The organism is Kosakonia sp. YIM B13571 (assembly GCF_042788095.1).
Taxonomy (GTDB): Bacteria; Pseudomonadota; Gammaproteobacteria; order Enterobacterales; family Enterobacteriaceae; genus Kosakonia; species Kosakonia quasisacchari.
On record NZ_JBHZPL010000003.1, the window covers coordinates 391,542 to 412,819 of the forward strand.

Sequence of the window (21,278 nt, forward strand, 5' to 3'; positions counted from 1 at the left end):
TTCCCCTCTTTTTCCCACGCGTTTTCTCACGCGTAGCGTCATGTCAAATGGCGAAAACCCCCTGTTTTTATGCCTTACTCTGCCCATTAGACAGCCTTGACTCTGGCAATATGTCACCAAACCTGTAATCCGTGGATGTGTTGGCCGTGGCCTCTGAAGACAACGACGACAAAACAGAAGCCCCCACAGCGCACCGACTAGAGAAAGCGCGCGAAGAAGGGCAGATCCCCCGATCCAAAGAACTGACATCGCTGCTGATCATGTTGGTCGGTATCGGCATTCTGTGGTTTGGCGGTGAAGCGTTTGGTCGCAGGCTTACGATGGCGCTCTCCTCCGGGCTGCGTTTCGACCACAAGATTATCAACGACCCGAACCTGATCCTCGGACAGGTCATCATAATGTTGAGAAACGTGCTGATTGGCATGTTGCCGCTACTGACGGGCGTGGTGATTATCGCCCTGATCGCGCCGGTAATGCTGGGCGGGCTGGTATTCAGCACAAAATCGCTGGAATTTAAGTTTTCCAAACTCAACCCACTGAGCGGGTTGGGACGTTTGTTCTCCGCACAAGTGGGCGCGGAGCTGGTTAAAGCGTTGATGAAAGCGCTGCTGATGGGCAGCGTAGCGGGCTTGTTTTTATGGCATCACTGGCCGGATATGATGCGCCTGATGAGCGAATCGCCGCTGACGGCAATGGCGAGCGCTCTCAACCTGGCCGGGCTGTGCGCCATGCTGGTGGCGCTAAGCATCATCCCGATGGTGGGCTTTGACGTTTTCTGGCAGATCTACAGCCATCTGAAAAAACTGCGCATGTCCCGCCAGGACATCCGTGATGAATTTAAGCAGAGCGAAGGCGACCCGCACATTAAAGGCCGCATCCGGCAGATGCAGCGTGCGGCGGCGCGTCGTCGCATGATGGCCGATGTGCCAAAAGCGGATGTCATTGTCACCAACCCGACGCACTACTCCGTCGCGCTGCAATATGACGAGAATAAGATGAGTGCGCCGAAAGTGGTGGCGAAAGGCGCGGGGATGGTTGCGCTGCGTATTCGTGAACTGGGGACGGAGAACCGCGTGCCGATCCTCGAAGCGCCGCCGCTGGCGCGTGCACTTTATCGCCATTCTGAAATTGGTCAGCAAATCCCGGGTCAGCTGTATGCGGCAGTAGCCGAAGTGCTGGCGTGGGTATGGCAGTTGAAACGCTGGCGTCTGTCCGGCGGGCAACGACCTGTTAAACCTGAGAATCTCCCGGTGCCTGAGGCGCTGGACTTTTTGAACGAGAAGGACACTGATGGCTAATCTGGTAGCAATGCTGCGTCTGCCCAGCAATCTGAAATCGACCCAATGGCAGGTTCTGGCCGGGCCGGTGCTCATTTTGCTTATTTTGTCGATGATGGTGCTGCCGCTACCGGCGTTTGTCCTCGACCTGTTGTTTACCTTTAACATCGCACTTTCCATCATGGTGCTGTTGGTGGCGATGTTCACCCAGCGCACGCTGGAATTCGCCGCATTTCCGACCATTCTGCTGTTTACCACCTTGCTGCGCCTGGCGCTGAACGTAGCCTCAACCCGTATTATCCTGATGGAAGGCCATACGGGTACTGCGGCGGCAGGGCGTGTGGTTGAAGCCTTCGGTCACTTTCTCGTTGGCGGTAACTTCGCCATCGGTATCGTGGTGTTCGTTATCCTCGTTATTATCAACTTTATGGTTATCACCAAAGGTGCGGGGCGTATCGCTGAAGTGGGCGCGCGTTTCGTACTGGATGGGATGCCCGGTAAACAGATGGCGATTGACGCCGACCTCAACGCCGGGATCATCGGTGAAGATGAAGCGAAACGCCGCCGTTCTGAAGTGACGCAAGAAGCGGACTTCTACGGTTCGATGGACGGTGCGAGTAAGTTCGTTCGCGGTGACGCCGTCGCCGGTATTCTCATCATGGTTATCAACGTTATCGGCGGCTTGCTGGTCGGCGTTTTGCAACATGGCCTGTCAATGGGCGATGCGGCGGAAAGCTACACCCTGCTGACCATCGGTGACGGCCTGGTTGCGCAGATCCCGGCGCTGGTTATCTCTACCGCGGCGGGTGTGATCGTGACGCGCGTCAGTACCGATCAGGACGTCGGTCAGCAGATGGTTGGTCAGCTGTTCAGCAACCCGCGCGTAATGATGCTCAGCGCCGGGGTACTCGGCCTGCTCGGTATGGTGCCGGGGATGCCGAACTTTGTGTTCCTGTTGTTTACCGCCGCGTTGCTGGGGCTTGCCTGGTGGCTGCGTGGTAAAGAGCAAGTTGCGCCTGCCGAAGCCGCGCCAATGAAGCTGCCGGAAAACACCCAGGCAGTGGAAGCGACCTGGAACGACGTGCAGCTTGAAGATTCCCTCGGTATGGAAGTGGGCTATCGCCTGATCCCGATGGTGGATTTCCAGCAGGATGGCGAGCTGTTAGGCCGTATTCGCAGTATTCGTAAGAAATTCGCCCAGGACATGGGCTTCCTGCCGCCGGTGGTACACATCCGCGACAATATGGATCTGCCGCCAGCGCGTTACCGTATCCTGATGAAAGGGGTGGAAATTGGCAGCGGCGAGGCTTATCCAGGTCGTTGGCTGGCGATTAACCCAGGCACCGCGGCGGGCACGCTACCGGGTGAGCAAACCGTGGATCCGGCCTTTGGCCTGGCCGCTATCTGGATTGAGAGCGCATTGAAAGAACAGGCGCAGATCCAGGGCTACACCGTGGTGGAAGCCAGTACCGTGGTAGCAACGCACCTTAACCACCTGATTGGTCAATTCTCGGCGGAGCTGTTTGGTCGCCAGGAAGCGCAGCAACTGCTTGACCGGGTAAGTCAGGAGATGCCGAAGCTAACGGAAGATTTAGTACCGGGCGTGGTCACGCTGACCACGCTGCATAAAGTGTTGCAAAACCTGCTGGCTGAGAAAGTGCCGATCCGCGATATGCGCACCATTCTGGAAACGCTGGCCGAGCATGCGCCGCTGCAAACCGATCCGCACGAACTCACGGCTGTGGTGCGCGTGGCGCTGGGTCGCGCCATTACACAGCAGTGGTTCCCGGGTAATGACGAAGTGCAGGTTATTGGCTTGGATACGCCGCTTGAGCGTTTGCTGCTGCAAGCGTTGCAGGGCGGTGGTGGTCTGGAGCCGGGTCTTGCCGATCGCTTGCTGGAACAAACCCAGGAAGCGTTGACGCGTCAGGAGATGTTGGGTGCGCCGCCGGTGTTGCTGGTTAACCACGCGCTGCGTCCGCTGTTGGCGCGCTTTCTGCGCCGCAGCCTGCCGCAACTGGTGGTGCTGTCGAATATGGAGATGTCGGATAACCGCAGCATCCGTATGACCGCCACCATCGGAGGCAAATAATGCGTTTCCTGGCGTGGCTGATCGCCCTACCGTTATTTACCCATGCGGCGGGAAACGGCATTGGCGAAGGCATGTGGCAGGCCAGCAGTATCGGTATCCGGCTGGATAACCGTGGCGTGGTCTCTTCATCGCGACCGCTTGGCCCGTCGCAGCCGGTAAACGGGCTGATGACGGATGTCTCCTGGCGCTATGAATTGAATGGCCCCACACCTGCCGGGTTAGTGGTTCGACTCTGTTCGCAAGCGCGCTGTGTCGAGCTGGATGGGCAGAGCGGCACCACGCGCGGCTTTACCGATGTCCCGGCGCTTGAATCGCTGCGTTTTGTTTGGGAAGTTCCAGGTGGTGGACGCTTATGGCCGCCGCTGGATGTGCGCAGTAACAAAGTGCTGGTGAACTATCGCCAGCCAGATCATCAAAACTAACCGCTTCGCTTCAATCAGTTAGCTCGTTTTCTGCTCGAAAATCCCGCCACCCAGGCGGGATTTTGCTATTCGCCCCGCATTTTTGGCCACTCCTTTTGAAGCAAAAGAAACGCTGTTTTATAAATCAGTGATGCGCGTATCGGCACTCTTTGCATTTTTGCCAGCCGCGTAATTTTGATGGCAGAAACAGAAAGGTTTCCCGTTGCACATCCTCTTACTTTAGCCGTGTAAGAAATTCCTTTGGCTAAGCCGGATCGTCAAAGGTCCCCCAAAATGAACAGGGTTGACGGCAATGAAAACACGAAAAATTGGATTGGCAAATTATCTCGCCTATGGCTCGGGCGATTTTCTGGGTGCGGGCACAACCGCGTTAACCGCAGCATGGTTACTCTATTTCTATACAACCTTTTGCGGTCTGACGCCTATCGAAGCGACATTTATCTTCGCGACTGCAAGGGTGCTGGATGCGGTGGTCAGCCCGTTGATGGGCTTTTTAACCGATAATTTCGGTTCGACCTGGCTCGGCAAACGCTTCGGTCGGCGTAAGTTCTTTATTATGCTGGGGATCCCATGCGTGTTCAGCTACTCAATAATGTGGGTAGGGGATATGGGGTTCTGGTATTACCTGCTGACTTATCTGCTGTTTGATGTGGTCTACACCATGATTCTGGTGCCGTACGAAACGCTGGTACCGGAAATGACCGATGATTTCAAACAGAAAACCAAATTCTCTGGTGCGCGTATCTCGATGGCGCAGATGTCGGCGATTCTGGCCTCGTTTCTGCCGGGCGTTTTGCTGACACACTTTGGGAAAGACAACCCGATCTCCTTTTTCTACGCAAGCCTGGTCTTCTCGGTGCTTTGCGCGCTGATGCTGACGTTTGTCTGGTGCTTCACCTGGGAGCGCCCGCGCGAAGAGTGGACCGAGGCAGCGTTGCGTGCGGAAGAAGAGAAAAAGAGCCTCACGCTTGGGCAAAGCTTGCGTCGCCTGTTTGTGGAACTCAGCTCCACGCTGCGGATCAAGATTTTCCGCCAGCACCTGGGGATGTACCTCGGGGGTTATATCGCACAGGACGTGTTTAACGCGGTGTTCACCTATTACGTGGTGTTCGTGCTGATGCAGGAAGCGTCGCTGGCGTCCAACTTACTGGGAACAATGGCGATTTTCCAGTTCATCGCAGTTATCGCCATGATCCCGCTGTGCATCCGATTCGGACCTGCACCGTCTTACCGCATGGTCGTCGTGCTGTTCGGTCTGAGTGCGGCGTCTTACGCAGTGCTTTACTACGCCGGTTTGAGCGATGTTTATTCGCTGCTGTTGTTGGTGTCCGCCGTTGCTGGTCTGGGACGCGGGGGTATCAACTATGTACCGTGGAACACCTACACCTATATCGCGGATATTGATGAAGTGGTCACCGGCCAGCGCCGCGAAGGGATCTTCGCCGGGATCATGACGCTGACCCGTAAAGCCTCTCAGGCTGGTGCGGTGATGCTGGTGGGGATCGTGATGCAGGCTTCTGGTTTCGTCTCCGGGCAGAAAACGCAGGTGCCAGAAGTGAGCCACACCATTTTGATGGTCATGTGCTTTGGCACCATCGCCGTGTTGTGCTGCGGCTTCCTCGTTTCCTTGCGCTTCAAGCTGAATCTGAAAACCCACGGTGTGTTGCGTGAAGAAACCACCAAAATGCGCCAGAGCGGCCGCCCGATGCCTGAAAGTATCACCCCGCAAGCACGTGAAACCGTCGAAATGCTGGCAGGCATGCCTTACGAATCCCTGTGGGGGAACAACAACATCGGCTACCTGAATCGCAATAAACCTGCCGCGCCATTGCTGAAAGATGCATCACTGAAATCGACTTACAACTGAGGTTAAGAATATGAAGGTTTGGCCTGTCAAACACAGCCCGTTATTGCGTCAGCCAGAGCGTTTTATCGCCCGTGATGAACTGAAAGCGTTGATCCGTAAGGTAACGCATAACCTGGTCAATATTCACGACAGCACCGGTGAGTTTTTACTCCGTCTCGACGATGGGCGCGTGATTGATACCAAAGGCTGGGCTGGCTGGGAATGGACCCACGGTGTGGGTCTGTACGGGATGTACCAGTATTATCACCAGACCGGGGAAGAGGACGTTCGCGAGGTGATTGATAACTGGTTCGCCGACCGCTTTGCGGAAGGCGCGACCACCAAAAACGTCAACACTATGGCGCCGTTCCTGACGCTGGCGTATCGCTACGAAGAAACTGGCAATCCGGGCTATTTGCCGTGGCTGGAAAGCTGGGCCGAATGGGCGATGAACGAGATGCCACGCACCGACTGTGGTGGTATGCAGCACATTACGCTGGCGGAGGAGAACCACCAGCAGATGTGGGACGACACGCTGATGATGACCGTGCTGCCGCTGGCGAAAATCGGCAAATTGCTTAACCGCCCGGAGTATGTGGAAGAGGCGGTCTATCAGTTCCTGCTGCATGTACAGAACCTGATGGACAGGGAAACCGGACTGTGGTTCCACGGCTGGAATTATGATGGGCACCATAACTTTGCCAACGCCCGCTGGGCGCGCGGTAATAGCTGGCTGACCATTGTTATCCCTGATTTTCTGGAGCTGGTCGATCTGCCGGAAAACAGTGCGGTGCGCCGTTACCTGGTACAAGTGTTGAATGCGCAAGTTGCTGCGCTGGCGAAGTGCCAGCATGAAAGCGGGTTATGGCATACGCTGCTCGACGATCCGAATTCTTACCTTGAAGCCTCGGCAACCGCCGGGTTTGCTTATGGCATCCTGAAAGCGTTGCGTAAGCGTTATATCAGCACCGATTACACCGACGTGGCGGAAAAAGCGGTGAAAGCGGTTGTGAGTCATATTTCGCCGGAAGGGGAGCTATTGCAGGTGTCGTTCGGCACAGGAATGGGCAGTAATCTGGAGTTTTACCGCCAGATCCCGCTGACCTCAATGCCCTATGGCCAGGCGATGGCGATGCTCTGTTTGACGGAGTATCTGCGAAAATATTTCTGAGACGCAATAAAAGAAAAACCCCGGATGACCGGGGTTTTTTATGGCTAAAAACTGCGGCGATTACATACGCTCAACGGTTTCAATACCCAGCGTATCCAGACCGAGTTTCAGCGTTTTTGCCGTCAGCAGGGCCAGTTTTAGACGGCTTAGGCGGATTTCATCGCTTTCCGCGCTGAGAATCGGGCAGTGTTCGTAGAAACCGGAGAACAGGCCCGCCAGATCGTATAAATACGCGCACATCACATGCGGCGTTCCTTCACGCGCAACGACGGAGAGCGTTTCTTCGAACTGTAACAGACGTGCCGCCAGTTGGGATTCGCGCTCTTCGCCAATTACCACCGGTGCGTTTTCCAGCACATTCTCTTCGATGCCCGCTTTACGGAATACCGACAGCACGCGCGTGTAAGCGTATTGCATGTACGGCGCCGTGTTGCCTTCAAAGGCCAGCATGTTATCCCAGTCGAAGACATAATCGGTGGTGCGGTTTTTCGACAGATCCGCGTATTTCACCGCGCCGATAGCGACTGCGTTGGCCAGTTTTTCCAGTTCGTCGGCAGACATATCCGGGTTCTTCTCCGCCACCAGGCGACGCGCGCGTTCCAGCGCTTCATCCAGCAGATCGGAAAGCTTCACCGTACCGCCCGCGCGGGTTTTGAACGGCTTACCGTCTTTGCCGAGCATCATGCCGAACATGTGATGTTCCAGCGGCACGGAATCCGGAACATAACCGGCTTTGCGCACGATGGTCCAGGCCTGCATCAGGTGCTGATGCTGACGGGAATCAATGTAGTAGAGCACGCGATCGGCATGCAGCGTTTCATAGCGGTACTTCGCACAGGCGATGTCGGTTGTGGTGTACAGGTAGCCGCCATCCTTTTTCTGGATGATGACGCCCATCGGTTCGCCTTCTTTGTTCTTGTACTCATCCAGGAACACCACGGTCGCGCCTTCGCTCTCGACCGCCAGACCTTTGGCTTTCAGATCGGCAACGATGCCCGGTAACATCGGGTTATACAGGCTTTCGCCCATCACATCTTTGCGGGTCAGCGTCACGTTCAGGCGTTCGTAGGTTTTCTGGTTCTGACTCATGGTGATATCGACCAGCTTGCGCCACATTTCACGGCAATATTCGTCGCCGCCTTGCAGCTTCACCACGTAAGCGCGTGCGCGTTCAGCAAACGCCGCATCTTCGTCGTAATGTTTTTTGGCTTCGCGGTAAAAACCTTCGAGATCGGCCAGCGCCATTTCACCGGCATTCTCTTGCTGCTGCAGCTCAAGGTAGGCAATCAACATGCCGAACTGGGTGCCCCAGTCGCCGACGTGGTTGGCGCGAATCACGTTATGACCGAGGAACTCCAGCGTACGAACCGACGCATCGCCAATGATGGTAGAGCGCAGGTGGCCGACGTGCATCTCTTTCGCCACGTTCGGCGCGGAGTAGTCGATAACCACGGTTTGTGGCTGCGGTGTTGTTACGCCCAGACGATCGGATTTCAGCGCCGCATCTACCTGCGAGGCGAGAAACTCAGGCGCGAGGAAAATATTGATAAAGCCAGGACCGGCGATTTCAACTTTATTGGCAATCCCGTCGAGAGAAAGGTGAGACAGAACCTGCTCGGCCAGTTGTCGCGGCGCCATGCCCAGTTTTTTCGCCACTGCCATCACGCCGTTAGCCTGATAGTCGCCAAACTGAATTTTTGCTGACTGACGAACCTGCGCTTCACAATCGGCTGGCGCGCCTGCTGCAATCATGGCCTGACTGACTTTTTCTGAGAGAAGAGCCTGAATATTCACCGGGATACCTTACTTTTAGGACACCGCGTCGCTGAGGCGGCGTCCGGGTGTTTAATAAAGGCGGGAGTATACTGCAAATGCCCGGTGGCGTCAGCACTGCATAACACGGTAGATTATGCGCTTTGTTATGACTTGCGAGCACTGTTATGCGTACCTGGCAAACCATCGAAGAGTTGCAGGATATCGTGGAAGATTTGCCACGGTTTACCCAAGATTTGCAAAATTTCACTACCCGTCTGGGGCTGGATATCGCACCCTTAAATGCGGATCACATCTCGTTGCGCTGTCACCAGAACACCACGGCGGAGCGCTGGCGGCGTGGCTTTGAGCACTGCGGCGAACTGCTGTCGGAAAACATTATTAATGGTCGGCCGATTTGCCTGTTCAAACTGCGTGAACCGGTGTGCATCGCCCACTGGCAGTTTACGGTGATTGAGTTGCCGTGGCCGGGCGAAAAGCGCTACCCGCACGAAGGGTGGGAACATGTTGAAATCGTGCTGCCGGGAGATATCGCCACGCTCAACGCGCGTGCGCTGGCGCTGATGGCCGATGAGGGGTTAAGCCAGCCGGGTATTTCGGTGAAAACCAGTTCACCAAAAGGCGAGCGTGAGCGGCTGCCCAACCCAACGCTGGCGGTGACGGATGGCAAAGTCACCGTGAAGTTTCATCCGTGGACCATTGAAGAGATTGTCGCCAGCGAGCAGTGAAGCGCGCGGGTGTGAAGGCGCGCAAATCTGCATTTGCAAAAGCATGCCATGCTGAACAGAGGGAGATGAAATGACATTACTGGAAATCTGCTGTTACGGCGTCGATGACGCGGTAACTGCTGAGCAAAATGGGGCCGATCGCATTGAATTTTGCGCTGCGCCGAAAGAGGGCGGTTTAACCCCTTCCTTTGGTGCGCTGAAAGCGATTCGTCAGGCGGTGGCGATTCCTGTACACCCGATCGTGCGTCCGCGTGGCGGGGATTTTTGCTATCGGGCCGATGAGTTTTCTTCCATGTTGAGTGATATTGAGATGCTCCGTGAGCTGGGTTTTCCAGGGCTTGTCACCGGCGTGCTGACGGAAGAGGGGGATGTCGATGTTGTGCGCATGCGGGAAATTATGCAGGCCGCACAGGGGATGGCGGTAACTTTTCATCGCGCGTTCGATATGTGTGCAAACCCACTTCAAGTGTTTGATAGTTTAGCGGAATTAGGCATCGCTCGTATTCTCACATCCGGTCAGCAGTCGTCGGCAGCAAAAGGACTTTCATTAATCAGGGAACTAAATACCCGGTCTGGTGTTCCAATCATTATGGCCGGCGCAGGCGTGCGCCCGGATAACCTCGGAACCTTTCTCCATGCGGGAATAAAAGAGGTGCATAGCTCGGCAGGATGCTGGACAGCGTCGCCGATGCGCTATCGCAATCCAGGATTATCGATGTCGTCAGATACCAGTGCGGATGAATATGCCCGTTACGGTGTAGATGGCGATGCGGTGGCGGTGATGAAAGAGATGATTTTGCACCATCGCCCGTAACAGTTTTTACCGCGCATCATGTCGCCCAATATGATGCTTGCTTGTACCAGGCCCCTGCCATTAACAGGGGCCTTTTTTTATCTTACGGTTTGCGGGCAACCAACACCGCGCGTATCGGGGCCGGATAGCCTTCAACGGTTTTACTGTTATCAGCCGGGTTAAGAAAATCGGCCAGTGATTCCGTGACCATCCACGACGTGCGACGTTGCTCGTCGGTACTGGTAACGCTTATATCCGCAATGCGGACATCGACAAAACCACACTTCTCAAGCCAGTTTTTCAGCGCCAGCGCAGAAGGGATGAAATAGACGTTTCGCATTTGCGCGTAGCGGTCACCGGGCACCAGCACGGTATTTTCGTCACCTTCCACCACCAGCGTTTCCAGCACCAGTTCGCCCTCTTTTACCAGTTGATCTTTCAACTGCCAAAGATGTTCAAGTGGTGAGCGGCGGTGATAAAGCACGCCCATAGAAAACACGGTGTCGAAAGCGTTCAGCGCCGGAAGTTGCTCAATGCCGAGCGGCAAGAGATGGGCACGCCGATCGTCACCCAACAACTTACGCACGGCTTCAAACTGGCATAAGAACAACTGCGTCGGATCGATACCAACGGCAAGCTGCGCACCCGCACCGACCATGCGCCACAAGTGGTAACCGCTGCCGCAACCGACATCTAAAATTGTGCGACCTTTTAGATCGGAAAGGTGCGGCAGGACGCGCTCCCATTTCCAGTCCGAACGCCATTCGGTGTCGATATCAATGCCATACAACGAAAACGGCCCTTTGCGCCACGGCATCAGGTTACGCAGCAACGTTTCCATACCTTTAAGCTGCCCGGCGCTGAGTGGCTCGGCACTTTGCGCGCTGACGCTGTGCAGCAGATCCAGCTTGGCGGGCGTGATGGTGGGCAAAAATTCTACGGCGTTGTTCCACTGCTTAAACTGCCCGTGCAACGCTTCACGCTGCCAGGCGGAGAGTTGAGCGGGTAATGTTTCCAGCCAGTGTGCGAGCGTACCGGTGGCGATTTGCTGATAAAAACGACCGAACTCAATCATGCCTCAACCGCCTTCAGTGCAACCAGTGAACCAAAATTAAAGCACTGGAACCACAGTTCGCTGTGCTCAAACCCGGCAGTGCGCAGGCGTGTTTTATGCGCTTCAACAGAATCGGTCAGCATGACGTTTTCCAGCATGCTGCGTTTCTGGCTGATCTCCAGTTCGCTGTAACCGTTAGCGCGTTTAAAATCGTGGTGCATATTGAACAGCAGTTCGCCGACAGTACGGTCTTCAAAACTGAATTTTTCCGATAACACTAACGCACCGCCAGGATTCAGCCCCTGGTAAACCTTCTGCAGCAATTTCAGGCGGTCGTCCGGTTCAAGGAATTGCAGGGTGAAGTTGAGCACCACCATCGAGGCGTTTTCGATGTGAATATCGCGAATATCGCCTTCAATCACTTCGACGGGCGTTGGTGCTTTATAGGCATCGATATGACGACGGCAGCGCTCTACCATGGCGGGCGAGTTGTCGACGGCGATAATTTTGCAATCAGCGTGATGAATGTTACGACGCACTGAGAGCGTGGCGGCGCCCAGTGAGCAACCGAGATCATAGACCTGCGTCGTAGGCTGGACAAAGCGCTCCGCCAGCATGCCGATCATTGAGATAATATTGGAGTAACCCGGTACGGAACGCTGGATCATGTCCGGGAAGACTTCGGCTACCCGTTCGTCAAAAGTCCAGTCGCCCAGGCTGGCGATAGGCGCAGAAAAAAGCGTGTCGCGGTGAGACATAGTGTAAATATCCGGGAAAACAAAGGGGCGTATTGTGCGCTAATGCAGGGAGAAAACCAACTCCCAGGGCATGTACCACAGATTTGCCAGCACCATCAGCAGCAGTGAGCAAAAGGTTGCGCCCATGCCGGAACGACGCCAGCGGATCAAACGGTGGTGAAAGCCGTAATAATGCATCAGGCGACCCACGATCAGCAGCAGCCCGCAAACGTGCACTAACCAGGTTTGTGCACCGTCCATCTCCATAAAAAGAAGCAGAATAAGGGCGATGGGAATGTACTCGACCGCATTGCCGTGAATACGTATCGCGCTTTGCAGTTCGCTAAACCCACCGTCGCCATAGCTCACACGGTATTGCGTGCGCAGGCGAATAACGTCAAAAGAAAATTTTATCAGTAACAAAGCACCCAGCACGGCGTAAAGCGCGCTAACCATACTAACTCCCTTTAAGGCTCTGGTGACCGCTTAACAATGATAGGTGGTTCGTTCAGAAAAGAGAAGATTGCAGCGGAAGAGAAGGGGCGTCGCCAACGCCTGGCGCGGCGGCTTGCAAACCCTGCCACAGCGTTTCCACCAGTTCCGGTGCCTGGGCGATATCCGGCGTATGCAAAAACAAATAGGGCGTGGTGGTCTGTTCCCACAACGGGAGTTTTTGCAGCCATACGGCAAACAGCTGGCGATTCTGTTCCATATTGTCGCTGCCGATAAAACGCACCATTGGATGGTTGGCGGTTACCAGCGCATGCACCGGTACTTTCGGCTTTTTGCGCTGCGCTTCAATGATCGCTTCACTATGAGGAACAGCGCTATGCACCGGTCGGCTATCAAGGATCACGCGGTTTACGCCGCGCGCATGTAAGCCCTGATTGAGCGCTTTTTCCTCTTCGTCTTTAGCGAAAAAACTCGGGTGGCGTACTTCAACCCCATAAGTGAAACCTGCAGGCAACGCGTCCAGAAATGACCACAGAGCGGGTAAGTCGCGCGGGCCAAAGGTTGCCGGAAGCTGTAACCAATACTGGCCTATCCGGTTGGCGAGCGGCGACATCCGCGCAAAAAATTCCTCGGTGAGATCGCGACAGTTACGCAACGATGCCTGGTGCGAAATGGTGGCGGGAAATTTAAAACAGAAGCGGAAATCATCCGTGGTTTGTTCGTACCAGCGCGCCACGATCTCGGCTTTCGGTAGGGCGTAGAGCGTGGTATTGCCTTCGACACAATTAAAGTGCCGGGCGTATTCTTCGAGGCTGGTAATACCAAGGCGCACCCATTTCGGGTGCGACCATTGCGGCAGGCCGACATAAATCATAACGCGTTAAGGATCTCGTCCGTGCTGCGAACACGGCTAATGCGCGGGAAGATATGCGACAGGCTGCTCTGATGCTGTTCGCTGCTGCCTGCGCTGCAGGCGTCTTCTGCAATCACCAGTGAAAAACCTAATTCCCAGGCGTTGCGCGCGGTAGACTCGACGCCGATATTGGTGGAAATACCACAAAGCACGATGGTATCGATGCCCCGGCGGCGCAGTTGCAACTCAAGATCGGTGCCGTAAAAGGCGCCCCACTGGCGTTTGGTCACTTCGATATCGCTCTCTTTTTTGCCCAGAGCCTGCGGGTAAACCCACCAGTTTTCTGGCAGCGCATGTCCGCCTGTTGCAGCGTCAACCGGCTGTTTCAGCGCTTCGGCAAAATCCGCCGACCAGCCAACGCGCACCAATACAACCGGCGCACCGTTGGCGCGAAATTTTTCTGCAAGCTTGGCGGCGCGTTGAACAACGTCCTGCGCTGTGTGCGGGCCACCGGCAAAAGGCAGGATGCCTTCTTGTAAATCGATCACCACCAGTGCGGTTTTCTCAGCGTTGAGCTCCAGCATAATAACTCCTGAAAAATGAATGACGTCGGCGGATACCTTACGCGTTATGTTGGTGCGGACGGTGTACAAATTTTGTTAAATTTTGTGAGAATGCGCAATAAGCGCGCAGCAAACGCGCGTACAGTCGGTCGCGGGCTTATCGTCAGTCAGAATTTCCAGTATAATAGCCCCCTTTTTTCATCCAGTTGTGTCATACGAAAATAGCTGCCACCAGAGTGCCTGCCGCCGCAGGCGGCGGGTCGCGCGCAGCTAATTAAGGGATATCTCATGCGTACAGTATATTGCGGGCAGCTCAATCAGTCCCATGTGGGACAGCAAGTAACGCTTTGTGGGTGGGTCAACCGTCGTCGTGACCTCGGTAGCCTTATCTTTATTGATATGCGCGATCGTGAAGGTATCGTGCAGGTGTTTTTCGACCCGGACCATCAGGATGCGTTCCAGCTCGCCTCTGAACTGCGTAATGAGTTCTGCATTCAGATTACCGGTACCGTGCGCGCGCGCGATGGCAAAAACATCAACAAAGATATGGCAACCGGTGAAGTGGAAGTGTTCGCCACTGAGCTGAATATTATCAACCGCTCTGACGTGCTGCCGCTGGACTCCAACCACGTCAACACCGAAGAAGCGCGTCTGAAATATCGCTACCTTGACTTACGCCGCCCGGAAATGGCTCAGCGCCTGAAAACCCGCGCGAAGATCACCAGCTTCGTGCGTCGCTTTATGGATGACCACGGTTTCCTCGATATTGAAACGCCGATGCTGACCAAAGCGACGCCAGAAGGCGCGCGCGACTATCTCGTGCCTTCGCGTGTACATAAAGGCAAATTCTACGCACTGCCGCAATCTCCGCAGCTGTTCAAACAGCTGCTGATGATGTCCGGCTTCGACCGTTACTACCAGATTGTCAAATGCTTCCGCGACGAAGACTTGCGTGCTGACCGCCAGCCGGAATTCACCCAGATCGATGTGGAAACCTCCTTTATGACCGCGCCGCAGGTGCGTGAAGTGATGGAAGCGCTGGTACGCGAGCTGTGGCAGGAAATTCGTGGTGTGGATCTGGGCAACTTCCCGATCATGACTTTCGCCGAAGCCGAGCGCCGTTATGGTTCCGATAAACCAGACCTGCGTAACCCAATGGAGCTGGTGGACGTGGCCGACTTGCTGAAAGCGGTCGAGTTTAAAGTGTTCTCTGGCCCGGCAAACGACCCGAAAGGCCGCGTTGCTGCGCTGCGTGTGCCAGGTGGCGCACAACTTAGCCGTAAACAGATTGACGACTACGGCAAATTCATCGAAATCTACGGGGCGAAAGGCCTTGCTTACATTAAGGTCAACGAAGCGGCAAAAGGACTGGAGGGGATCACCAGCCCGGTTGCGAAATTCCTGAACGCTGAAATTGTTAGCGCCATCCTTGAACGCACTGGCGCACAAGATGGCGACATGATTTTCTTCGGCGCAGACCACAAAAAAGTGGTTGCCGATGCGTTGGGTGCGCTGCGTCTGAAACTGGGTAAAGACCTGAATCTGACCGACGAAGCCAAATGGGCGCCGCTGTGGGTGATTGACTTCCCGATGTTTGAAGATGACGGCGAAGGCGGTCTGACCGCGATGCATCATCCGTTCACCTCGCCGAAAGATATGACCGCAGCTGAGCTGAAAGCTGCGCCAGAAGAGGCCGTCGCGAATGCTTACGATATGGTTATCAATGGCTATGAAGTGGGCGGCGGTTCTGTGCGTATCCATAGCGGTGAAATGCAGCAAACAGTATTCGGCATTCTGGGCATCAATGAGCAGGAACAGCGCGAGAAGTTCGGCTTCCTGCTGGACGCGCTGAAGTACGGTACGCCGCCGCACGCAGGCCTCGCGTTTGGTCTGGATCGTCTGACCATGCTGCTGACCGGCACCGATAATATCCGTGACGTGATTGCGTTCCCGAAAACCACGGCTGCGGCCTGTCTGTTGACGGAAGCGCCAAGCTTCGCCAACCCGGCGTCGCTGGCTGAACTGGGTATTTCTGTCGTCAAAAAAGAGACGCCGGAGAATAAATAAGATGGCTTTTAAGCACCCGGTTTCCGTGCTGGTGGTGATTTACGCCGAGGACACGAAACGGGTGCTGATGTTGCAGCGACGCGACGATCCTGATTTCTGGCAGTCGGTGACCGGCAGTCTTGAAGCAGGAGAGGTAGCGTCGCAAGCCGCCATGCGTGAAGTAAAGGAAGAGGTCGAGATCGATATTGCTTTCGAGCAACTGACCTTAATCGACTGTCAGCGCACGGTGGAGTTTGAAATATTTAGTCATTTACGTCATCGCTATGCGCCGGGCGTTACGCACAATACCGAATCCTGGTTTTGTCTTGCGCTGCCCCATGAACGGCAGATTGTTTTTACTGAACATCTGGCGTACCGCTGGCTTGATGCGCCCGCAGCGGCGGCATTAACCAAGTCATGGAGCAACCGGCAGGCGATTGAAGAATTTGTTATTAACGCCGACTAATTTCCCTGGAATTTCAATTCTCAGGAAGGTGGCAATCCCCGGCGTCGCCAGCAGCTTACTGTGGTAAGGAGCGGGCGCGAACGGGAGCAGCCAACGCGCCTGAGGGCTGAAAGCCGCCGGGAAAAGGCTTTATTGGAGAGTTTTTTATGGCAGGTCATAGTAAATGGGCCAACACCAAACACCGCAAAGCGGCACAGGATGCTAAACGCGGTAAGATTTTTACCAAAATCATCCGTGAACTGGTAACGGCCGCTCGTCTGGGCGGTGGTGATATCGGTTCTAACCCGCGTCTGCGTGCGGCGGTTGATAAAGCGCTGTCTAACAACATGACCCGCGACACCTTAAACCGTGCAATCGCGCGTGGTGTAGGTGGTGATGATGACGCGAACATGGAAACCATCATTTATGAAGGTTATGGTCCTGGCGGCACGGCGGTGATGGTGGAGTGTCTGAGTGACAATCGCAACCGTACCGTGGCGGAAGTGCGTCATGCTTTCAGCAAATGCGGTGGTAACCTCGGTACCGACGGTTCTGTCGCGTATCTGTTCAGCAAAAAAGGGGTTATCTCCTTCGACGCTGGCGACGAAGACACCATTATGGAAGCAGCGCTGGAAGCCGGTGCTGAAGACGTAGTGACGTTTGATGATGGCGCAATCGACGTTTACACCGCGTGGGAAGAGATGGGTGCGGTGCGTGACGCACTGGAAGCCGCGGGTCTGAAAGCGGACAACGCTGAAGTCGCCATGATCCCGTCGACCAAAGCCGATATGGATGCAGAAACTGCGCCGAAACTGCTGCGTCTGATCGATATGCTGGAAGATTGCGACGATGTGCAGGAGGTTTACCACAATGGTGAGATCTCTGATGAGGTTGCGGCGACACTCTAATGTCGCTGATTAACTCGCCTGTAACCGGAGACGCATAATGGCGATCATTCTCGGTATCGATCCGGGTTCGCGCGTCACCGGTTATGGCGTGATCCGCCAGACGGGGCGGCAACTGACTTATCTGGGCAGTGGCTGTATCCGTACCAAAGTGGATGATTTGCCGTCGCGTCTGAAGCTGATTTATGCGGGCGTGACGGAGATCATTACCCAGTTCCAGCCGGATTTTTTCGCTATCGAACAAGTCTTTATGGCGAAAAACGCCGATTCGGCACTCAAGCTGGGACAGGCACGCGGTGTGGCGATTGTTGCCGCCGTGAATCAGGATTTACCGGTGTTTGAATATGCCGCACGGCAGGTAAAACAGACGGTGGTTGGCATTGGGAGCGCGGAAAAAAGCCAGGTGCAGCATATGGTGCGCACGTTGCTGAAACTGCCCGCCAACCCGCAGGCGGATGCTGCAGATGCGCTGGCTATCGCCATTACGCATTGCCATGTCAGCCAAAATGCTTTGCAGGTGAGCAGCACAAGGCTCAATCTGGCTCGCGGACGATTACGCTAAAAAGCGCCGGTTTACCGGCGCTTTTTTTATAGCAGCGAACTTATCTTGCGCGCGTCCTCGTCGGTTGATGGGTTATAGACCACCATTGTCAGGTCCGGTTGCCCTTCCACCGAAAAACTCGAGAACTCCAGCGACAACCTACCGACAGCGCCATGCAGCAGGATCTTGGTGCCTTCTTCCATTACGTCTATATCATTATTCTGCCAGAGTTCGGCGAACTCAGCAGAAGCCGCGCTGAGCTCTTCGACCAGCGGACGAATTTCAATCGACGCACCCGCGCGGGTTGCGTCTGCGCGAAATGCGGCAACCAGAAAGCGGGCGAGCGAATGCCAGTCCACCTGCGCGGCGCGTGCCTGAGGATTAAGAAAAATGCGCCGCAGAATATTACGTTCATGTGCGGGCTGACTGGGGTAATCGGATAACACCACCGTAGCGGCTTTGTTCCAGGCGAGCACATCCCATGTTGCATTGCGGATCATCGCCGGGCTCAGGTGCATACAGTCCAGCACCTTTTGCAGCCTTTCCGTCACTGTCCCCCTCGACATGGAAAGCATGCCCGGTGCGCGGCCTAATGCCAGATGAAAAGCGTGTTCGCGTTCGCGCTCGGAAAGACGTAGCGCCTGACAAATGCGTTCCAGCACTTCTGCTGAAGGCGTACCTCCTCGCCCTTGCTCAAGCCAGGTGTACCAGGTGGCGCTAATACAGGCCAGATGCGCCACCTCTTCACGACGCAGCCCTGGCGTTCGTCGCCGCGCGGTATGAAAACCCAGCGCCGCAGGATCAAGCTGCGCCCGGCGCGATTTCAGATAACTGCCCAGATCTTTAGGCTGAGTAACGCTCTGCATCCTGTTAGTCCTTATACCCCGATAAAGTCACTACTTTTCACTACCACGGATATTTATAAGGATAACGGCGCGAGTCAACATCAGGAGGCACACGCATGCATGTTTTTCTAACGGGCGCGACCGGTTGGGTCGGCGCAAAAGTGGCGGCAGAACTGATTGCTGCCGGGCACCAGGTGAGTGGCCTGGCAAGAAATGCGGACAAAGCACAAGCGTTGCTGGCCGCAGGGGGGCAGGTCATTGCCGGAACGCTGGACGATCATTCCGTTTTGTTTGACGCGGCTTCGTGTGCGGATGCGGTGATCCATACCGCCTTTAATCACGACTTTTCCCGTTTTGCGGAAAATTGCGAACAGGACAGGCGCGCCATTGAAGTCATGGGGGAAGCGCTACTCGGTAGCGAACGCCCGTTACTGGTGACCTCGGGGCTGGCAAGGTTGGTTCAAGGGCGGGCAGCAACTGAAAAGGATAAACCTGTTAGCGACCCGAATTACCTGCGCCGTTCCGAATTTGCGGCACAGGATCTGGTCGAAAAAGGTGTCCGGACTGCCAGCGTGCGCTTGGCACCAACGGTTCATGGGGTAGGTGATCACGGTTTTATCCCGATTTTGATCGCGCTGGCGAAGAAAACCGGTGTATCAGCCTGGCCGGGTGAGGGCAATAATTGCTGGGCGGCGGTGCACCGCCTGGATGCCGCGAAGGTCTACCGGCTGGCACTGGAAAGTGGCGTAACGGAAACGGTGTACCATGCGGTAGCGGAGGAGGGGATTCCCATGCGGGAAATTGCTATCGCCATTGGCAATATGCTGGGCCTGCCCGCTGAATCACGTGATGCAGAACATTTTGGCTGGTTTGCCACCTTTGCCGCCGCGGATATGTCGGCGACCAGCGAGCGAACCCGTGACGTTTTAGGTTGGCAGCCTGCGCAATGCGATTTGCTGACCGATCTTGCGGATGCGGCCTATTACGCGAATTCCTGAACCACGCTCGCGTTTTCCTGTATATTCGGCTGGATATCTATCCAGCCTTTTTTTATGATACGGCATTACACTTTCAGCCGTTAACGCAGGAGCGTCACGTGATAGGCAGACTCAGAGGCATCATTGTAGAAAAACAACCCCCATTGGTTCTGCTGGAAGTAGGGGGCGTAGGATATGAAGTCTATATGCCTATGACCTGCTTTTACGAGCTCCCGGACGCTGGAAAAGAGGCGGTTGTTTTTACACAATTTGTGGTACGCGAAGATGCTCAGCTGTTGTACGGCTTTAATAACAAGCAGGAACGGACGCTGTTTCGTGAGCTCATCAAAACCAATGGCGTTGGGCCAAAGCTGGCGCTGGCGATTCTGTCCGGCATGTCGGCGCAGCAGTTTGTCAACGCGGTTGAACGTGAAGACCCTGCTGCGCTGATCAAATTACCTGGCATTGGGAAGAAAACCGCCGAGCGTTTGATTGTCGAGATGAAAGATCGCTTTAAAGGCTTACACGGCGATCTCTTCACTCCGGCCGCCGATTTAGTACTGGCCTCTCCGGCAAGCCCGGCGACGGATGATGCGGAACAAGAAGCCGTTGCTGCGTTGGTGGCGTTGGGCTATAAACCTCAGGAAGCCAGCCGGATGATAAGTAAGATTGTGCGTCCGGATGCCAACAGTGAAACCCTGATCCGTGAAGCGCTGCGCGCGGCATTGTGAGGTAGAGGATGATTGAAGCAGACCGTCTGGTCACGCCCGCCAGTACCAATATAGAAGAAGTCGCAGACCGCGCTATTCGGCCAAAAATGCTCGACGAATATATCGGTCAGCCGCAGGTGCGCTCGCAGATGGAGATCTTTATCCAGGCGGCAAAACTGCGTGGTGACGCGCTGGATCATCTGCTTATCTTTGGCCCACCGGGCTTAGGTAAAACGACGCTGGCGAATATCGTGGCAAACGAGATGGGTGTCAATTTGCGCACTACCTCAGGGCCAGTGCTGGAAAAAGCGGGCGATCTTGCCGCGATGCTCACTAACCTTGAGCCGCATGATGTGTTGTTTATCGATGAAATTCACCGCCTCTCGCCGGTTGTCGAAGAGGTGCTTTATCCGGCGATGGAAGATTACCAACTGGATATCATGATTGGTGAAGGGCCAGCCGCACGTTCTATCAAAATCGATTTACCGCCGTTTACCTTGATTGGCGCGACAACACGCGCGGGTTCACTGACCTCGCCGCTGCGCGATCGTTTCGGTATTGTGCAGCGTCTTGAGTTCTATCAGGTTGCGGATTTACAGCACATTGTGGGACGCAGCGCGCGTTATATGGGGCTGGAGATGAGCGACGAGGGTGCGCTGGAAGTAGCGCGCCGCGCACGCGGTACGCCGCGTATCGCAAATCGTCTATTGCGGCGTGTGCGTGATTTCGCCGAGGTGAAGTATGACGGCGATATCACCGCTGATATAGCGGCCCAGGCACTGGACATGCTGAATGTCGATGCCGAAGGATTCGACTATATGGATCGTAAACTGCTGCTGGCGGTTATCGATAAATTCTTCGGCGGCCCGGTCGGGCTGGACAACCTGGCAGCAGCCATTGGCGAAGAGCGCGAAACGATTGAGGATGTGCTGGAGCCGTATCTTATCCAGCAGGGCTTTTTGCAGCGCACGCCGCGCGGTCGGATGGCGACGGTAAGGGCGTGGAACCACTTCGGTATTACGCCACCGCAAATGCCATAAAGCGAAA

The 21,278-nt window shown here is 55.2% G+C and carries 21 protein-coding genes; 14 read left to right on the forward strand and 7 right to left on the reverse strand.

All coding sequences use genetic code 11. The features are described 5' to 3' along the window. Nucleotides 1-146 precede the first annotated feature (146 nt). The 5 genes from flhB (at nucleotide 147) to ACFX4O_RS10330 (ending at nucleotide 6,808) form a co-directional block, all read left to right on the forward strand. Nucleotides 147-1,298, forward strand: coding sequence for a flagellar biosynthesis protein FlhB (gene flhB / locus ACFX4O_RS10310; RefSeq protein WP_170312062.1), 1,152 nt, complete (start codon nucleotides 147-149; stop codon nucleotides 1,296-1,298). Then, nucleotides 1,291-3,369, forward strand: a complete 2,079-nt coding sequence (gene flhA, locus ACFX4O_RS10315; RefSeq protein ID WP_131409526.1) for a flagellar biosynthesis protein FlhA — start codon at nucleotides 1,291-1,293, stop codon at nucleotides 3,367-3,369. The genes flhB and flhA overlap by 8 nt, the downstream gene beginning before the upstream one ends. Beyond that, on the forward strand, nucleotides 3,369-3,791 hold the full coding sequence (locus ACFX4O_RS10320) for a flagellar protein FlhE (protein ID WP_380208521.1): 423 nt from the start codon (nucleotides 3,369-3,371) through the stop codon (nucleotides 3,789-3,791). Before flhA ends, ACFX4O_RS10320 begins: the two co-directional genes overlap by 1 nt. 292 nt (nucleotides 3,792-4,083) lie before the next feature. Then, entirely contained in the window at nucleotides 4,084-5,658 is a 1,575-nt protein-coding gene (locus ACFX4O_RS10325; RefSeq protein ID WP_131409530.1) for an MFS transporter, read from the forward strand. Nucleotides 5,659-5,668: 10 nt separating this feature from the next. Then, entirely contained in the window at nucleotides 5,669-6,808 is a 1,140-nt protein-coding gene (locus ACFX4O_RS10330) for a glycoside hydrolase family 105 protein (protein ID WP_380208522.1), read from the forward strand. Nucleotides 6,809-6,868: 60 nt separating this feature from the next. Here ACFX4O_RS10330 and argS read toward each other — a convergent pair whose 3' ends face one another. Further along, entirely contained in the window at nucleotides 6,869-8,602 is a 1,734-nt protein-coding gene (argS, locus tag ACFX4O_RS10335) for an arginine--tRNA ligase (RefSeq protein ID WP_380208524.1), read from the reverse strand. Nucleotides 8,603-8,748: 146 nt separating this feature from the next. On the opposite strand from argS, the gene ACFX4O_RS10340 reads away from it, so the two are divergent. Together ACFX4O_RS10340 and cutC are read left to right on the forward strand one after the other, a co-directional pair. After that, nucleotides 8,749-9,309, forward strand: coding sequence for a VOC family protein (locus ACFX4O_RS10340; RefSeq protein ID WP_380208526.1), 561 nt, complete (start codon nucleotides 8,749-8,751; stop codon nucleotides 9,307-9,309). A gap of 70 nt (nucleotides 9,310-9,379) precedes the next feature. Beyond that, nucleotides 9,380-10,123, forward strand: coding sequence for a copper homeostasis protein CutC (cutC, locus tag ACFX4O_RS10345; RefSeq protein ID WP_380208528.1), 744 nt, complete (start codon nucleotides 9,380-9,382; stop codon nucleotides 10,121-10,123). 82 nt (nucleotides 10,124-10,205) lie between these two features. On the opposite strand, the gene cmoB is transcribed toward cutC, so the two are convergent. From cmoB to ACFX4O_RS10370, 5 genes are read right to left on the reverse strand one after another with little or no spacing between them, the layout of a single operon-like run. Continuing rightward, nucleotides 10,206-11,177 (reverse strand): tRNA 5-methoxyuridine(34)/uridine 5-oxyacetic acid(34) synthase CmoB, encoded by a 972-nt coding sequence (gene cmoB, locus ACFX4O_RS10350; RefSeq protein WP_380208530.1) that lies wholly within the window; start codon nucleotides 11,175-11,177, stop codon nucleotides 10,206-10,208. Next, a complete protein-coding gene (gene cmoA / locus ACFX4O_RS10355; RefSeq protein ID WP_380208532.1) occupies nucleotides 11,174-11,914 on the reverse strand; it encodes a carboxy-S-adenosyl-L-methionine synthase CmoA in 741 nt (246 codons plus the stop codon). Before cmoA ends, cmoB begins: the two co-directional genes overlap by 4 nt. 39 nt (nucleotides 11,915-11,953) lie before the next feature. Continuing rightward, complete coding sequence (locus ACFX4O_RS10360; RefSeq protein ID WP_131409544.1) at nucleotides 11,954-12,349, reverse strand: MAPEG family protein; 396 nt, start codon at nucleotides 12,347-12,349, stop codon at nucleotides 11,954-11,956. 52 nt (nucleotides 12,350-12,401) lie between these two features. Then, a complete protein-coding gene (locus ACFX4O_RS10365; protein ID WP_380208535.1) occupies nucleotides 12,402-13,220 on the reverse strand; it encodes a DUF72 domain-containing protein in 819 nt (272 codons plus the stop codon). Then, on the reverse strand, nucleotides 13,217-13,783 hold the full coding sequence (locus ACFX4O_RS10370) for a hydrolase (protein ID WP_131409548.1): 567 nt from the start codon (nucleotides 13,781-13,783) through the stop codon (nucleotides 13,217-13,219). The genes ACFX4O_RS10365 and ACFX4O_RS10370 overlap by 4 nt, the downstream gene beginning before the upstream one ends. 267 nt (nucleotides 13,784-14,050) lie before the next feature. On the opposite strand from ACFX4O_RS10370, the gene aspS reads away from it, so the two are divergent. The 4 genes from aspS (at nucleotide 14,051) to ruvC (ending at nucleotide 17,720) form a co-directional block, all read left to right on the forward strand. Then, nucleotides 14,051-15,829 carry an aspartate--tRNA ligase gene (gene aspS / locus ACFX4O_RS10375; protein WP_380208538.1) on the forward strand — a complete coding sequence of 593 codons (1,779 nt, stop codon included), beginning with the start codon at nucleotides 14,051-14,053 and terminating at the stop codon, nucleotides 15,827-15,829. A gap of 1 nt (nucleotide 15,830) precedes the next feature. After that, nucleotides 15,831-16,274 carry a dihydroneopterin triphosphate diphosphatase gene (nudB, locus tag ACFX4O_RS10380; RefSeq protein ID WP_017456927.1) on the forward strand — a complete coding sequence of 148 codons (444 nt, stop codon included), beginning with the start codon at nucleotides 15,831-15,833 and terminating at the stop codon, nucleotides 16,272-16,274. Between the two features lie 146 nt (nucleotides 16,275-16,420). Beyond that, nucleotides 16,421-17,161 carry a YebC/PmpR family DNA-binding transcriptional regulator gene (locus ACFX4O_RS10385; RefSeq protein WP_131409552.1) on the forward strand — a complete coding sequence of 247 codons (741 nt, stop codon included), beginning with the start codon at nucleotides 16,421-16,423 and terminating at the stop codon, nucleotides 17,159-17,161. Nucleotides 17,162-17,198: 37 nt separating this feature from the next. Continuing rightward, nucleotides 17,199-17,720, forward strand: coding sequence for a crossover junction endodeoxyribonuclease RuvC (ruvC, locus tag ACFX4O_RS10390; RefSeq protein ID WP_020454125.1), 522 nt, complete (start codon nucleotides 17,199-17,201; stop codon nucleotides 17,718-17,720). 26 nt (nucleotides 17,721-17,746) lie between these two features. On the opposite strand, the gene ACFX4O_RS10395 is transcribed toward ruvC, so the two are convergent. After that, entirely contained in the window at nucleotides 17,747-18,565 is an 819-nt protein-coding gene (locus ACFX4O_RS10395; protein ID WP_380208541.1) for a helix-turn-helix transcriptional regulator, read from the reverse strand. A gap of 95 nt (nucleotides 18,566-18,660) precedes the next feature. Here ACFX4O_RS10395 and ACFX4O_RS10400 point away from each other — a divergent pair, with 95 nt between their 5' ends. The 3 genes from ACFX4O_RS10400 to ruvB all read left to right on the forward strand — a co-directional run bounded on the left by ACFX4O_RS10400 (nucleotide 18,661) and on the right by ruvB (nucleotide 21,271). After that, a complete protein-coding gene (locus ACFX4O_RS10400; protein ID WP_380208543.1) occupies nucleotides 18,661-19,542 on the forward strand; it encodes an SDR family oxidoreductase in 882 nt (293 codons plus the stop codon). A 98-nt stretch (nucleotides 19,543-19,640) separates the two neighbouring features. Continuing rightward, on the forward strand, nucleotides 19,641-20,252 hold the full coding sequence (gene ruvA / locus ACFX4O_RS10405) for a Holliday junction branch migration protein RuvA (protein ID WP_380208545.1): 612 nt from the start codon (nucleotides 19,641-19,643) through the stop codon (nucleotides 20,250-20,252). An 8-nt stretch (nucleotides 20,253-20,260) separates the two neighbouring features. Continuing rightward, nucleotides 20,261-21,271 (forward strand): Holliday junction branch migration DNA helicase RuvB, encoded by a 1,011-nt coding sequence (ruvB, locus tag ACFX4O_RS10410; RefSeq protein ID WP_131409560.1) that lies wholly within the window; start codon nucleotides 20,261-20,263, stop codon nucleotides 21,269-21,271. The last annotated feature ends 7 nt before the right edge of the window (nucleotides 21,272-21,278 follow it).